Annotated in this window: 9 protein-coding genes; 3 read left to right on the top strand and 6 right to left on the bottom strand. The window is 47.2% G+C overall.

Annotated elements, in window-relative coordinates:
* Positions 1 to 62: 62 nt before the first annotated feature.
* From KNO92_RS14050 to adhE, 3 genes are all read right to left on the bottom strand, one after another.
* Complete coding sequence (locus KNO92_RS14050) at positions 63 to 977, bottom strand: alpha/beta hydrolase (RefSeq protein ID WP_214761815.1); 915 nt, start codon at positions 975 to 977, stop codon at positions 63 to 65.
* Between the two features lie 87 nt (positions 978 to 1,064).
* Positions 1,065 to 2,249 (bottom strand): zinc-binding metallopeptidase family protein, encoded by a 1,185-nt coding sequence (locus KNO92_RS14045; protein WP_214692138.1) that lies wholly within the window; start codon positions 2,247 to 2,249, stop codon positions 1,065 to 1,067.
* Positions 2,250 to 2,688: 439 nt separating this feature from the next.
* Positions 2,689 to 5,280, bottom strand: a complete 2,592-nt coding sequence (adhE, locus tag KNO92_RS14040) for a bifunctional acetaldehyde-CoA/alcohol dehydrogenase (protein WP_214692136.1) — start codon at positions 5,278 to 5,280, stop codon at positions 2,689 to 2,691.
* A 389-nt stretch (positions 5,281 to 5,669) separates the two neighbouring features.
* On the opposite strand from adhE, the gene KNO92_RS14035 reads away from it, so the two are divergent.
* From KNO92_RS14035 to KNO92_RS14025, 3 genes are all read left to right on the top strand, one after another.
* Complete coding sequence (locus KNO92_RS14035) at positions 5,670 to 6,116, top strand: MarR family winged helix-turn-helix transcriptional regulator (protein ID WP_031423822.1); 447 nt, start codon at positions 5,670 to 5,672, stop codon at positions 6,114 to 6,116.
* 80 nt (positions 6,117 to 6,196) lie between these two features.
* Positions 6,197 to 6,910 carry a YebC/PmpR family DNA-binding transcriptional regulator gene (locus KNO92_RS14030; protein ID WP_074034528.1) on the top strand — a complete coding sequence of 238 codons (714 nt, stop codon included), beginning with the start codon at positions 6,197 to 6,199 and terminating at the stop codon, positions 6,908 to 6,910.
* 143 nt (positions 6,911 to 7,053) lie between these two features.
* Complete coding sequence (locus KNO92_RS14025) at positions 7,054 to 8,373, top strand: Na+/H+ antiporter family protein (RefSeq protein WP_214761813.1); 1,320 nt, start codon at positions 7,054 to 7,056, stop codon at positions 8,371 to 8,373.
* 138 nt (positions 8,374 to 8,511) lie between these two features.
* Here KNO92_RS14025 and KNO92_RS14020 read toward each other — a convergent pair whose 3' ends face one another.
* The 3 genes from KNO92_RS14020 to KNO92_RS14010 form a co-directional block, all read right to left on the bottom strand.
* The gene (locus KNO92_RS14020) at positions 8,512 to 9,963 is read right to left on the bottom strand and encodes a glutamate synthase subunit beta (protein ID WP_214692125.1); all 1,452 of its coding nucleotides are present in this window, start codon (positions 9,961 to 9,963) and stop codon (positions 8,512 to 8,514) included.
* Positions 9,960 to 14,399 (bottom strand): glutamate synthase large subunit, encoded by a 4,440-nt coding sequence (gltB, locus tag KNO92_RS14015; protein ID WP_214761811.1) that lies wholly within the window; start codon positions 14,397 to 14,399, stop codon positions 9,960 to 9,962. Before gltB ends, KNO92_RS14020 begins: the two co-directional genes overlap by 4 nt.
* Positions 14,400 to 14,652: 253 nt before the next feature.
* Positions 14,653 to 15,405, bottom strand: a complete 753-nt coding sequence (locus tag KNO92_RS14010; RefSeq protein ID WP_214761809.1) for a tryptophan-rich sensory protein — start codon at positions 15,403 to 15,405, stop codon at positions 14,653 to 14,655.
* Between the last annotated feature and the right edge of the window lie 195 nt (positions 15,406 to 15,600).

Genomic DNA, 15,600 nt, shown 5'->3' with positions numbered 1-15,600 from the left:
ATTCAATCAATATGTCACAATTATAACATAAAAAACGGTCATTTAATGACCGTTTTTTATGTTTATGACTGTTTTCTTAACCATTCCACCACTTCTTGCACGAGTTTTGGATGAATTGGTTCATCGATCGCCTCGCGGTATTCTTTATGAAGCGTCAGAAGAGAATGCGGTGAATCTCGCTTCACGAGTAGGTGATTCATGTCATCGATGATAGAGGACGTAACCTCCCCTTTCGTCTGAATCATATGGACGTGCTCCGGTGGGACTTGTACGTCACGTCCCCCTGTAATCGCAAGGACTGGAACGGTGACATGTTCTAACCGCTCCCGTACGTCATACGAGGCATGTTCGCGAATCCATTTTGCGTTCACGACTTGTCCTCTATATTTAAAAGCGGAGACGTTCGTGCGTAAAGATCGCTCGAGCAAGTCATCCTGCCGCTGTCTCACCTTTTTCGCCACCCCTGTCACCCGGTAAAACATGCCTTTTAATCCTTTGACACGTTCGACGTCCTTTGCTAAGGCGTCTGCCTGATATAAAAACATCTGTTTCGATGACTCATGGAACCCTGACAATAAAATGAGTCCATCGGATTTCGTCTCCAATTGTACAGCTGGCGCAAGGACTGCCCCTTCACTATGACCGAGTATATAAAGATGATTCACATCTGCGAGTTGTCGAATCGTCCGCACGACTAGAATCGCATCGTTAATCAAATCATGTAACCCGACCTTATTGAAGTCACCATCCGACTTCCCGATTCCTTGTTTGTCATACCGAAAGACGTTATAGCCATGATCGTATAGCGCCTCAGCTAACTTCCCGTACGTATTAAAGCCGACGCCACCCATATTTCCGTCACGGTCACTTGGCCCACTCCCACTCAACATGACAATAGTCGCCCGAGGCTCCTCATGCGAAAGAAAAGTTCCTGCAATTGTTCCATACGCTGTCGTAATCGTCATCTCTTGTTTCATCGTATCGCCTCCACTTCTATCATACCCGAAACGAACGACCAAAAAAATATGTCGGCGTCACATCGGACAGCGACATATGGTAGGTAATCAATCAGTTAACCAAGCGTGAAGCCAGTTGACAGCATCGGATAAACCGTCTTTCGTCAGACGCTCGAGTGTGTCCTTCTCCGTAAACACATGCCAACTTCCTTCTAATGAATCACTTAGCATAATATATGGAAGTCCAGCCTCATCGTAAGCATCACCCGGAGAACTTCCCAACGAACGAACTGTTAATTCATCGAAAGGAGACTGTTCAAGAATTGGATATGATTTCATCCCTTTCGTTCGAACATATAGTGGACCGTCACCAGTTCCAAGAATATCAAGCATGATGACCGTTTCCACTTTTTCTTTTTGTCCCGCTATCCGTTCAAGGAAATCGTCACTCGCCTCTCTTGAATTACCATTTCCGTTCAAGAAGACGTATCGAATCGTGTACTCAGGCAACTCATCATCCATCACCTGCATCAGGTGATATAAGACTGTTGACGGGCCGACGGTCGATAAATAATGTGCGCCGTGCCATGTAGAATCAAGTCGTGACATGATGATGATTTCCTGGTCTGACTTACCCGTTTGGATAAATTCGACATATGGGATCTCTTCGCGGTAAGGCTCAATCCTCACCTTTTGTCCATCTCTCAGCTGTTCTGCCGTTTCCGAGTCTATCCCTGTACCGTCTAGTGGCAAATATGATGACGTAATCAAGTAACCCACATCCAATGAGTCATCTTCATACGGTGTGATGATGTACCCAGCAGCCCCTTTTGAAGCAAGTGATGACAAATAAGCGTTCGCTTCTCGGTCATTTAACACCTCTCCAGTGTAGTCGACCGTATAGGCATCTTCGCCGTTATCATAAGAAAACTCGGTCGTCGGTAACACAATCACTTTTCCTTTAACGTCGGGAATATCTTGTCCCCATCGCATATGTAAAATCGTCCCTTTAAACGGTTTTTCAAACAACATGTTTGAATACCCTTCAAACGCCTCACCTTCAATCTGGAGTTCTGACCAATATGTCGTCCGCTCTGTGTAGTGAACAGTTCGCTCCATTTCAACCTGCAAATCGCTTCCAAGCGTTTCAAAAAAGTCAGCACTTTCCCAACTATCTGCACTCCGGTCGACTGACGAAAAATATTTCGCTGTCTCGAGCGGTGTCGGATGAATCGGATTAATAACAAGGAATATTGTCGCTACCGAACGTAGCAGACCGATCATGATTAACATTCATTATTCTCCACTCTGTAATGATATTGGCTATGTGTGCCAATTTTTATTATAAAATGCAATTTATGCAATGACTATCTTATTTTTATCAATAAAATTATATTTTCTAAAGAATTATTTATATCATTTTCAGCTCTCATATATCGCTAAGTACATCCAAATCATTCACTCTGTAAGAAGGTAAACTAGTCATGAAAAGTAAAAGTCTGAACTAATCATACTGGAGGTGGTCCTTTTGGAGAAAAAACTAAGAAAAGACATGTTGAAGGTCATTTCTATCTTTACAATCGGAATTATTTTAGTCTTGCTAGTTCCATACTTATTTTCTCTCTTTTAAAAAAGGCAAGATAAGTTAAGAACTTCGGTCTCGAAGTAATCATTTTTAAAATCGTAAAAAGTGCCCGCTCTCTCGAACGGGCACCAGAACAGATTCTATTGCTTATACGCCTTCGTATGCCGCGTACATGATCTCTTTCAATTCTTCAACGAGCGGCATTTTCGGGTTTGCCGTCGTACATTGGTCTTCAAATGCGTCGACTGCCATTTTGTCAATCTTCGCATCGAGTTCTGCTTTCTTGATGCCTTGTGCTTTGAACGAGAGTTTGATGTTCAAACGTTGACCGAGCTCGATAATCGCTTGGACGAGTGACTCGACACCTTCTGCTGTCGTACTTGCCGGGAGGCCGAGGTAACGTGCGATTTCTGCGTAACGCTCGTCTGCGATGAATGACTCATATTTCGGGAACGCCGCAAGTTTTGATGGGCGTGTCGCGTTGTAACGGATGACGTGTGGCATAAGGATTGCGTTCGTACGACCGTGTGGTACGTGGAACTCTCCACCGATTTTGTGAGCGATCGAGTGGTTGATTCCAAGGAACGCGTTCGCGAACGCCATACCAGCCATCGTTGAAGCGTTGTGCACTTTCTGACGTGCTTCCGCATCGCTACCGTTTTCATACGCTTTTGGTAGGTAGTCGAAAATCATCTTGATGGCGCGGAGGCAAAGGCCGTCCGTGTAATCATTCGCCATGACTGAAACGTATGCTTCGATCGCGTGCGTCATGACGTCCATTCCTGTGTCAGCCGTAATTGATGCTGGCACGGTCATGACGAACTCAGGGTCGACGATTGCAACGTCTGGTGTGATCGCATAGTCAGCAATCGGATATTTCACGTTACGTTTTTTGTCTGTAATGACGGTAAACGGTGTCACTTCAGAACCTGTACCAGAAGTTGTCGGGATGGCGATAAACATTGATTTGTTACCGAGCGTCGGGAACTTGTACGTCCGTTTGCGAATATCCATGAATTTCTGACGAAGGTTTGAGAACTTCTCTTCTGGACGTTCGTAGAAGAGCCACATTCCTTTCGCAGCATCCATTGGTGATCCACCACCAAGTGCGATAATCATGTCTGGTTGGAAGTGACGCATCGCTTCGGCACCGTTCATGACCGTTTCGACAGATGGGTCTGGCTCGACTTGGTCAAAGATGCGGTACTCGACACCTGCTGGCAAGTTCTTGATGACTTTGTCAGCGAATCCAAGTTTGACCATCATTTCATCCGTGACGATCATCGCCCGTTTTTTCGTTGTGAGCGATTGAAGGTATTGCACCGAGTTTTTCTCGAAGTAGATTTTTTCAGGTACTTTGAACCATTGCATATTCACGCGACGTCTCGCCACCTTTTTCACGTTGAGTAGATGTTTCGCCGTCACGTTTTCTGAGACGGAGTTTTTACCATATGACCCACAGCCGAGCGTGAGGGATGGTGTCATTTCGTTATAAAGGTCACCGATTCCACCGTGTGCTGAAGGTGAGTTGACGATGATACGGCAAGCTTTCATGCGAAGACCGAAGTCAAGGATCGCATCGTCATCTGTTGAGTGGATGACCGCTGTGTGACCGAGACCACCGATTTCGAGCATTTTTTCAGCGATGGCGAATCCTTCTTCACGTGACTGTACTTTATAAGCACCGAGAACCGGGCTCAACTTTTCATGAGAAAGAAGTTCAGTTGCGCCGACCGTTTCAAGTTCAGCGATCAAGATTTTCGTATCAGCCGGTACGTTGAGACCTGCTTTTTCAGCGATCCACGCTGCTGGCTTCCCGACGATTTCTGGGTTGACCGCACATGTGTCCGTGCGAATGACAAGTGTTTCGAGTTTCGCTTTTTCTTCAGGTGAGCAGAAGTAGCAACCGAGTGCCGTCATTTCTGCCTTCACTTCTTCGTAAACTTCTTGGTCGACGATGATTGCTTGTTCAGACGCACAAATCATACCGTTGTCGAACGTTTTTGAGAGGATGACGTCTGAGATGGCACGTTTCACTTTCGCAGTCTTATCGATGTAAGCCGGTACGTTACCAGGTCCGACACCGAGTGCTGGTTTACCAGTCGAGTAAGCTGATTTGACCATTGCTGCCCCACCAGTCGCAAGAACCATCGCCACACCTGGGTGATTCATGAGTGCTTTTGTTGCGTCGAGCGACGGGACTTCAACCCATTGAATCAAGTTTTCAGGAGCACCTGCCGCTACCGCTGCGTCACGAAGGACACGTGCCGCTTCACTTGAACACTGTTGAGCGGATGGATGGAACGCGAAGATGATTGGGTTACGTGTCTTGATCGCGATGATCGCTTTGAACATCGTTGTCGATGTTGGGTTTGTGACCGGTGTGACCCCAGCGACGACACCGACTGGTTCTGCGATGTATGTGATTCCGTTTTGAACGTCGTCTTCAAGAACGCCAACTGTTTTTTCTCCACGGAGTGAGTTGTAAATATATTCTGTCGCGAAGATATTTTTGATCATCTTGTCTTCAAAGACACCGCGACCTGTTTCTGTATGTGCTAGTTTCGCAAGTGCGACGTGTTGCTCAAGTCCAGCGAGCGCCATCGCTTGTACGATCTGATCGATTTTCTCTTGGTCGAACGTCATCAACGTATCGAGTGCGGCATGTGCACCCGCTACGAGCGTATCCACCATTTGTTCTGCCGTAGTTTCCACTTTTGCTTTCTCTTTGACTGCCATGTTAGGTTCCTCCTCATAATTGAGAGCTTTTAATGAACATATTGACTTGATGGAAGACACAATGTGATGACTGCTTTCAAGAGATTGTGCTTTCCTTCACATTCATAGAATACAATGTTTTTCAGAGTTTGTGGGTGACAACAATGTGAACTCTTTCACAATATTTTTTTGTCATTTGTTGATAGCCCTTGATTTTTAACTGTGTCCTCAGTAAAATCAAATACGTTTTCATGAAAACAAATAAATAATTTAATGTAAACGCTTACATTAATTGTGTCGGTTCTATTTCTATGATGATGTATCAATCATCACATCAACCCGTTTTTAGGTTCAACTGCACCTAACTCGTGTATAATGAAAATAGAACCTAACTAGGAAGTGAATCTACTATGCCGAAACAAGATGCTGCGGACCAGTTCGTCAAACTGATCCCTTTAATTCGTCGTAAACTGCTACGTCGATCTGATTTCCCACAAATTCCGAACTTGAATTTCTCTCATTTCCATCTGTTGATGTTGATTGAGGACGAGGGGGCTGTCACAAATGGACGAATTAGTGAAACACTCTCCATCGCGCCGCCCAATGTTACCCCGCTCATCACGAAACTGTTAAATGAAGGATATATTACACGCGTACCGGATGAACGGGACCGCCGTGTCATTTGGAACCAGTTGACAGAGAAAGGTGAGCGTATTTTACTCGAACGGAGAGACTCGTTCCGGAGGCTTTTTGAGGAGCGTCTCGCCTTTTTAAACGAAGATGAAACCGACCGCCTCATTGACAGTTTGAAGACGCTCACCGAGATTGTTGAAAAGATGGATAAGGGCGACGAGTAAAACTTTTCTCGTCAATTCACGCAACTTCTTATATAATCTGTAATGAATCTACGTACAAATGGAAAGAGAGATGACATGTAATGGGTCGTAAATGGAACAACATTAAAGAGAAGAAGGCGTCAAAAGACGCGAACACGAGTCGCGTCTATGCGAAGTTCGGTCGCGAGATTTATGTGGCCGCCCGCCAAGGGGAACCTGATCCTGAGTTGAACCAGTCATTAAAATTCGTTGTGGAGCGTGCGAAGACGTATAACGTGCCCCGTGCGATTATCGATCGCGCGATCGATAAAGCAAAAGGTGGCGACGAAGAAAACTTCGATGAGCTTCGCTATGAAGGATTCGGACCGAACGGTTCGATGGTCATCGTCGATACGTTGACGAATAACGTGAACCGTACAGCATCTGAAGTACGTGCGGCTTTCGGTAAAAACGGAGGAAACATGGGTGTCAGCGGTTCGGTCGCCTACATGTTTGATGCGACAGCCGTCATCGGTGTCAATCAAATGTCGGCAGATGATGTCCTTGAACTCATGATGGAACACGACCTTGACGTTCGTGACGTCATCGAAGAAGATGAGACGGTCATCGTCTATGCCGAGCCAGAAGCGTTCCATGCCGTTCAGACTGCATTCAAGTCTGCCGGGGTTGAAGAGTTCGCCGTCGCTGAGTTGACGATGCTTCCACAAAACGAAGTGTCGCTCGATGACGATTCGAAAGAACAGTTTGAAAAATTAATCGATGTGCTCGAAGACTTGGAAGATGTTCGCCAAGTGTATCACAACGTCGATCTGTAACACGTAAGCGATAACTTTCACGAGTTATCGCTTTTTTTCATAATCGATTTGACAAGGGTCACATCATATGTTAAATTTCAAAAAGTCTTTATCATATTAAAGTGATACCAAGAGAAAGAAATTGTGAAAGGTGTTGGATGGATATGAACGCAGTATTACTTGCAGTCATCGTCTTATTTGCACTCGCCATTAGTCGTGTGCATATTGTATTGTCCTTAATATTAGCTGCGCTTGTCGGAGGGCTTGTTGGAGGGCTCGGATTTAACGATACGTTGACCGCCTTCAGCGACGGTCTTGGCGGCGGAGCGAGCATCGCCCTTAGCTATGCGCTTCTCGGAGCATTCGCCGTCGGATTGTCGAAGACGGGTCTACCAGACGTCTTAGCTGAAAAGTTAATTGCGATGTCAGGTCGTGACGTGTCAGGCAAGCGCGTGATGTACGTCAAAGCGTTCTTATTGTCGCTTCTCTTATTGTTGTCAATCAGCTCACAAAACGTACTCCCGATTCACATCGCCTTTATCCCGATCGTGATTCCGCCGTTACTCGTCTTATTCAATGAGTTGAAGTTAGATCGCCGCCTCGTCGCAACCATCTTGACGTTCGGTCTCGTGACACCGTATATGTTGCTACCAGTCGGGTTCGGTGGCATTTACTTGAATGAGATTTTGATTGCAAACGTTGAAGCGAACGGCTTAGCTGTCGGAGACGTCAATATCATCTCGATTATGGGAATTCCGGCATTAGGGATGGTCGTCGGATTGATTGCCGCGTTCATTCACTACCGGAAACCACGAACGTACGAAACGATTGCACTCGGACCATCTGACTATGAAGTTCGTCAAATGAGTGGCTTCAAGATGATCATGACGCTTGCCGTCGTTCTCATCGTCCTCGTCGTCCAATTGCAGACGGAGTCGATGATTGCTTCAGCGGTGACAGGACTAATCTTACTCTCGATTTTCCGCCTCATCCCTTGGTCAGAGGCCGATGACATCTTCACGAGCGGGATGCGCATGATGGCATTCATCGGTTTCGTCATGATTGCCGCTAGTGGATTCGCAGCCGTTATTCGTGAAACAGGTGCCATCGATCCGCTCGTCAACGGTGCGAGCGATTTGATGGGTGATTCTAAAATGATTGCAGCTCTTGTCATGTTACTTGTCGGACTCGTCATTACACTTGGCATCGGCTCGAGCTTCTCAACTGTTCCAATCATTGCGGCCATCTTCGTACCGCTTTGTGTACAGTATGGCTTCTCTGTCGAGGCGACGATTGCCATCATCGGGACTGCAGGTGCTCTTGGTGACGCCGGGAGTCCTGCGAGTGACTCGACCCTCGGACCTACGAGTGGATTGAATGCTGACGGTCAACACGATCACCTTCGTGAAACGGTTTGGCCAACGTTCTTACACTACAACATTCCACTCATCATCTTCGGGGTGATTGCCGCGATGGTGCTTTGATCATTTTTTCCGTCGTGAATAAATGGTTCCTAATAAAATCAGAATGAGAATAAACCAGATTCCCGTATACATGAGGATTTCGGTGAACATAAAACTCCTCCTAAACAAAAGATAAGGAGCGACAGTTGTCGCTCCTTTTTATGATGAGGTTTTTAAAACGGTCTTGCAAGTATCGAGATACGCATCGACCACTTCTGCCACCTCTCGTCCTTCTCGAATTGCCCATACAATCAGGCTTTGCCCCCGCTTCGCATCCCCAGCGACAAAGACGTTATCCGTTTCCGTATGGAAATCTTTCGTCTTCTCGACGCCGATTTTCCGCAACTCGTGCTCTGGTCGTTCAAATCCAATGGCGACGAGGATGAGGTCCGCCGGGTACGTCTCCATCGAATCTTCCTCTACGAAGAAAGTCGCTTGACCATCCGGGTTGACGACTTTCGTCATCCGTTCCGTTTCAATCCCTGTGACACGTCCTTCTTTCGTGACGATTTGGTTGGAGCGAATCAAATATGTTCTCGGGTCTTTCTCATAGACCGCGAGTGATTCCGCATACGCATAATCGGTCGTAAGCGTGTCAGGTTGAAGTGGCCAAGGTTTCTCTGGTGCACGGAGCAACCCTTTTGACGGGTGCTTCCCAAATTGAACGACTGATTTTGCACCTTGACGAATTGCCGTCGCCACGCAGTCCGCTCCTGTATCTCCTCCTCCAATGACGATGACATCTTTGTCCTTGGCGTCATAACCAGAGGCAAGGGGAGCCCCTTTACGTTCATGCATAGATGCCGTCAAATAATCCATCGCCATTTCAACGCCAGCGGCATCATCTCCGTCAATCCCGAGCGTGCGCTGTTTTTGAGCTCCGGTCGCCAAGATGACCGCATCGTATTCGTTCCGAAGCGATTCGACCGTTACATCTGTACTAACCTCGACGTTCGTCCGGATGACAATACCCTCTTGTTCGAGTAACCGAACGCGACGTCTTACGACATCTTTATCGAGTTTCATGTTTGGGATTCCATACATGAGCAGTCCTCCCGCTTCATCCGACTTCTCGATGATGGTGACCGAATGACCCAATTGATTCAATTGATCAGCGGCGGCCAGACCAGCAGGACCACTTCCGATGATGGCGACCGACATCCCAGTTCTTCGATGAACTAGTCTCGGTTTCACCCATCCTTCTTCAAATGCCCGGTCGATGATCGTTCGCTCGATGGATTTGATGGCGACTGGATCTTCACTGATCCCGAGTGTACACGATCCTTCACACGGTGCCGGACAAACCCTTCCCGTGAACTCCGGGAAGTTGTTCGTCTCCATCAATCGATGGTATGCACCCATCCAGTCCGCTTTCGTGACGAGCTTGTTCCATTCAGGAATATAGTTGTGAATCGGGCATCCAATCGTCTCCTGACCAATCAAATCACCGACATGACAGAACGGTGTGCCGCAGTCCATACAACGCGCGGCTTGTTGTTGAACGGATTGATCATCCATACGAGACGCATATTCATCATAATCCCTCACCCGCTCTTCGACGTGACGTTCTGGCAGCGTCGTTCGCGCGATGTTCAAAAAGTTATGTTTCATACGGTACCTCCTTCAGTCACGACACGGAACAATTCTAGTGCTCGGTCTGCCTCACTCAATTCAGGACGATTTGCCTCAATTTGACGCATCACGTCTAAGACGTTCGCATAGTCTCTTGGAACGACTTTCACAAAGTGTGAACGTACTTGTTCAAAGGACTCTAAAATCGTCCGTGCTTTGACGCTATCTGTGTGGAATTGGTGCGCTTCAAGAAGCGCATAAATTTGTTCGATATCTTCATCGTCCAACTCCCGTACGACGGAAACAAGCTCCTCATTGACGAGTTGTTCATAGGCTTGCGCTCCGTAAATATAAGCTGTACCACCGGACATACCGGCCGCAAAATTTCGTCCAATCTGTCCGAGTACAAGAACAGTGCCACCGGTCATATATTCACACCCGTGATCCCCGACTCCTTCGACGACTGCCGTCGCACCAGAGTTACGAACGGCGAACCGCTCACCGACATGTCCGTTGAAAAACGCCTGACCGCTCGTCGCTCCGTATAAGCAGACGTTACCGGCAATCATTTGTTCACTTTCATCAAACGGCGCATGCTTTTCAGCAATCAATGCCAGTTTCCCTCCGCTCAGGCCTTTGCCGATATAATCGTTCGCATCGCCAATGACTGAGATGGTAATGCCACTCGGTAAAAATGCACCCAGACTTTGTCCGGCAGATCCACTAAGGCGAAGCGAAATCGTATCGTCCGGTAAACCAACCTGACCATGAACTTTCGTCACTTCAAAACCTAACTGTGTCCCGACCGCTCGATCGGTGTTTCGGATGCGACCTACGAAGAACGTTGGTTGGGCAGAAGTAATGGAACGTGATACGGCCGGTATGAGCTTACGATGATCGTATGAACGGTATGCCGGATGAGCGAGTTCTTCTCGTTCCGATAGCGGTGTCGGCATCGAAAGCATTGGAGACAAATCTAGACGTCCCGCTTTCGGATGATTCGTCTTCCACACGCTTTCTTCGAGTAGATCCGTTCGACCAACTACTTCATCGAGTGATGTCACACCGAGTGACGCCAAGATTTCCCGCACTTCTTCAGCCAAGAACGTCATCAAGTTGACGACATGCTCTGGTTTCCCCATAAATTTCTGACGAAGTACCGGGTCTTGTGTCGCCACACCGACCGGACAAGTGTCTAAGTGACAAGCGCGCATCATGATACATCCGAGGACGACGAGTGGTGCTGTCGCAAACGCAAACTCTTCTGCCCCAAAGATGGCCGCCATGACGATATCGCGACCCGTCATAAGCTTCCCGTCCGTCTCGAGCGTGACTCTTCCCCGGAGGCCGTTCAATGTGAGCGTTTGATGTGACTCTAAGAGACCGAGTTCCCAAGGGAGACCTGTATGCTTAATCGATGTCTTCGGAGATGCACCAGTCCCACCGTCATATCCGCTAATGACAATCGTATCCGCGTTCGCTTTCGCCACGCCTGCTGCAATCGTCCCAACCCCTGATTTTGAAACGAGTTTGACACTGATTTTTGCATTCGGGTTCACATGTTTTAAGTCAAAAATGAGTTGTGCTAAATCCTCAATCGAATAAATATCGTGATGCGGAGGCGGCGAGATAAGTCCAACGCCAGGAACCGATCCCCGGACTTCGGCGACCCATGGGTACACCTTGTTCCCTGGAAGTTGTCCACCTTCCCCTGGTTTTGCCCCTTGTGCCATCTTGATTTGAATCTCATCGGCATGATATAGATATTCCGCCGTCACGCCGAAACGGCCACTCGCCACTTGTTTGATGCGACTGATGCGCTCGTTTCCGAATTCATCCGGGACGAAGCGGGTCCGGTCTTCCCCACCTTCACCGGAGTTACTTTTCGCACCGATTTGGTTCATTGCAATAGCAAGCGTCTCGTGTGCTTCTTTCGACAAGGATCCGAATGACATCGCTCCCGTCTTAAAACGACGTACGATTGACGTGATCGGTTCCACATCATCAATCGGTACCGGACGTTGTTCCTTAAACGAGAACAACTGACGGATAAATTGTCCCGACGACTCATGTAACTTCACGTAGGCATCGTAATATTTTCGTTCATTCTCACGGCAGGCGTGTTGCAACAAGTGAATCGTCTTCGGATTGAACGCATGTTCCTCTCCGTCTGCACGCCATTGGAAATCACTTCCTGCTTCAAGCGGGCGATTTGTCTCATATGCGTCTTTGTGGAGCGTTTTTGCCTCGTCTTCTAATTCAACGAATCCGATTCCTGATAGCTGAGACGTCGTTCCCCGGAAATGCGTTTCAATCAATTCATGGTCTAATCCGACCGCTTCGAAAATTTGAGCCCCACGATAACTTTGAATCGTCGAGATTCCCATTTTCGACATGATTTTGACGATGCCTTCAACGACAGCTTTTTGATAGGAGCGAATTGCCTCTTCAAATGAATGAGCGATTTGTTCATGTTCGACTAAGTGTTGAATCGTTGCATAGGCAACGTAAGGGTATATCGCATCGGCCCCATAACCGATCAAAGTGGCAGCCTGATGCACTTCTCGCACTTCGCCACTTTCACAAATCACGCTACAGTTCGATCGCAAGTTCTCACGAATCAAATGTTGATGAACGGCACTGAGCACGAGGAGCGCCGGCATCGCAGCCCGATCACGTGACATATAACGGTCAGATAGGACAATGACGTTCGCACCATTTCGTACAATTTCGCTGACGTGTTGCAAAAGGGCTTCAAGCGACGCCTCTAAATCATTTGTAAACGTCGTATCGACGCGAGCGAGTTTGAGTCGCTCACCAATTTGATCGAGTGTCGAACCATCGATGATTGGATGATCCAGCCACACACGTTTCGCATGACCGCGCCCGGTATGGACCGGATCACCTTGCGGACCAATCCAAGTGAACGTCGCTGTGACAATTTTCTCCCGTAAAGCATCAATCGGCGGGTTCGTCACTTGCGCGAAGTGTTGTTTAAAGTAATGGAAGAGCGACCGAGGACGGGTAGAGAGAACTGCGATTGGTTGATCATGTCCCATCGACCCAATCGGATCTTTCTCGTCGTTGATCAACGGAATCATATACTGTTCGATATCCTCTTTTGTATACCCGAACGCGCGTTGCACACGATCGAGTTCTGAGAGGTCTTGTTCCTGAACACCTCTATCTTCCACTTTCATCATTTGTTTGAGCCATTTGTGATACGGTTCCGACTTTGCAATCGTCTCCTTGATTTCCTGATCGGGAATCATCCGCTTCTCAATCAAGTCGATCAAGAGCAACTGTCCAGGTCGTAGGCGCTGTTTTGATTTGACGTTCTCTGCGTCGACAGGGATGACGCCTGTCTCTGATGACAGGATCAATTCTCCGTCCAATGTCTCGACGTAACGCATCGGACGTAACCCGTTCCGGTCTAAAATTGCACCAATCTGTCGCCCATCGGTAAAGACGACGCCCGTTGGACCATCCCACGGCTCCATGATGGATGAGTGATATTGATAGAAGTCACGTTTGAACGGTTCCATCTTGCCTTCAACAAACGGTTCGGGAATTAACATCATCGCCGTATGCGCAATCGATCGACCGGTGCGTGTGAAGAACTCGAAGGCATTATCGAGCATCGACGAGTCACTGCCGTCCTCTTGGAGAACTGGGAACAAATGATTCACATCCTCAAACAGATCGGTCGATGTGACCCCTTCGCGAGCGCGCATCGCATCGATATTGCCTCGTAACGTGTTGATTTCCCCATTATGGACAATCATCCGGTTTGGGTGTGCACGTTCCCATGAAGGGAACGTATTTGTTGAGAAGCGAGAGTGAACGATTCCGAACGTGCTCTTATAATGCGGTGATTGCAAGTCCAAATAGAAGGCATCAATTTGAACTGGCGTCAGCATTCCTTTATATACAATCGTTCTCGTCGACAGGCTCGCAATATATAAGTTTAGTGATTCAACTTTTTCAATCTTTCGTCGGAGCTCATAGAACACACGTTCATTCGCATCTTCATCAAGAAACGGACAAGAGATGAACCACTGATAAATGACCGGTTGCGTCACGCGTGCATGTTCCCCGATTTGCGTTGCGTCCACGGGTACTTCGCGCCATTCGATGGTCGAACAGTCTAATTCATCTGCCATGCGTTCCATCCGTTTTATTTTTTCCTGTAGCCGATCGTCTGATGGCTGAAAAAAAACCATTCCGACAGCGTAACGACCAGGTGACGGAAGGTTCATCGTTTGCGTGAAAAGTTCATGTGGGATTTCAGTCATAATACCCGCACCATCACCGGCATCGATAACACCTTGCCCTCCTCGGTGCTCTAATTTACATAGCATCGAAAGTGATTTACGGACAATCTCATGTTTTTTTAGTCCGTTTAAATTGACGTATAATCCAATCCCGCACGCGTCTTTCTCAAATCTTGAGTCATACAGTCCAACTCGACTCATATCATCGACCCCTTTCACTCACAGTTTCATAATTAACATTTTGTTCTAAATATTCTGAAAAATCAAGTGGACTGTATGTATTTTTGCATAATAGGAATTGGAACTGTTACGATTGAAAGCGTATACATAGCTGATATCAATAGGTTTTACTGTTTTAGTTATGTTAGATAAAGAATAAATATCCATAAATATTATTTATTTATAGGTTCTCAAGAACGTAAAAAGGACATCTGTTAAGATATCCTTTTCTAACTTAATGTTCTACTGTTTTACGTGGATGATGTAGAAACGATTTCGGACGCTTCCACAAGATCAAACCGATATATCCAATCGCGAGCAGTGCTAGCGCACTGACGATGACGACATACAGTGTCCCTTCTTCGATTCTTGCGAAAATACCGATATATGCCCAAACGAATACGAGTGGATAGATGAAATCGTGATGCCACCACATGAAGAGTAGAGCTAATACAACACCGACCATCAGCATGAGCGATGTCCATGCAAGTTCATCAAGACCTAATAAAGAAGTGATCTGTTCTGTCTTCATCACGACGAACGTATTGACAATCGTTGCGACCGACACCCAACCGATATAGATTGAGAACGGGAAACGATCGAGCCAACTTGTAGATGTGCGGAATGCAATATAGTATAGCCAGCATAGAGACGCTAAGAATGACACCATGATTACGAGCGAGAGTACGAACCACTCATTCGTAAATGCGAGAAGCCACAATCCGTTCAACACACATGAAATCAGGAATCCTGCTTTCATACGTTCGGCCTGTCGGTTGGCCGTCGTCCCTTTTTTCAATTGTAAGACTAACCAGACAAGTAATGCGACATAGATGACGCCCCAAATGGAGAAGGCGTAACCCGCCGGTTTAAAGTAGATGTCAATCCGGTCTGAAACCGCGGCATTATCCCCGCTCGCAAAATAATTGATGACGACGGTCGCTAGAAAAGCGACCCAGTTGACAATTGGCCATTTTGATAAGTCCATAAGCACGATCTTCTGAATGAAGATCCAACACCTCCTTTTAGCAACATAATAATCATTACCCGCATACATGTGACTCTACACGTAGAAAGGGGCTCGCAAATGCGAGCCCCAGCTTGTTGACAAATAACATGTTCGAACTCGTCCTTCCGGCGCCCACGCTTTCCGCAGGCAATCCCGGAGCCGCATCGCGACTTA

The sequence above is a fragment of the Exiguobacterium sp. s129 genome (genome assembly GCF_018617585.1).
Classification (GTDB): Bacteria; Bacillota; Bacilli; order Exiguobacteriales; family Exiguobacteriaceae; genus Exiguobacterium; species Exiguobacterium aestuarii_A.
This window is presented reverse-complemented; position numbering and strand designations above follow the sequence as displayed.

Bases quoted from the DNA above. Each gene is read 5' to 3' on its own strand.
- KNO92_RS14050 (WP_214761815.1), bottom strand. From the start codon at position 977: ATGAAACAAGAGATGACGATTACGACAGCGTATGGAACAATTGCAGGA.
- KNO92_RS14045 (WP_214692138.1), bottom strand. From the start codon at position 2,249: ATGTTAATCATGATCGGTCTGCTACGTTCGGTAGCGACAATATTCCTT.
- adhE (WP_214692136.1), bottom strand. From the start codon at position 5,280: ATGGCAGTCAAAGAGAAAGCAAAAGTGGAAACTACGGCAGAACAAATG.
- KNO92_RS14035 (WP_031423822.1), top strand. From the start codon at position 5,670: ATGCCGAAACAAGATGCTGCGGACCAGTTCGTCAAACTGATCCCTTTA.
- KNO92_RS14030 (WP_074034528.1), top strand. From the start codon at position 6,197: ATGGGTCGTAAATGGAACAACATTAAAGAGAAGAAGGCGTCAAAAGAC.
- KNO92_RS14025 (WP_214761813.1), top strand. From the start codon at position 7,054: ATGAACGCAGTATTACTTGCAGTCATCGTCTTATTTGCACTCGCCATT.
- KNO92_RS14020 (WP_214692125.1), bottom strand. From the start codon at position 9,963: ATGAAACATAACTTTTTGAACATCGCGCGAACGACGCTGCCAGAACGT.
- gltB (WP_214761811.1), bottom strand. From the start codon at position 14,399: ATGAGTCGAGTTGGACTGTATGACTCAAGATTTGAGAAAGACGCGTGC.
- KNO92_RS14010 (WP_214761809.1), bottom strand. From the start codon at position 15,405: ATGGACTTATCAAAATGGCCAATTGTCAACTGGGTCGCTTTTCTAGCG.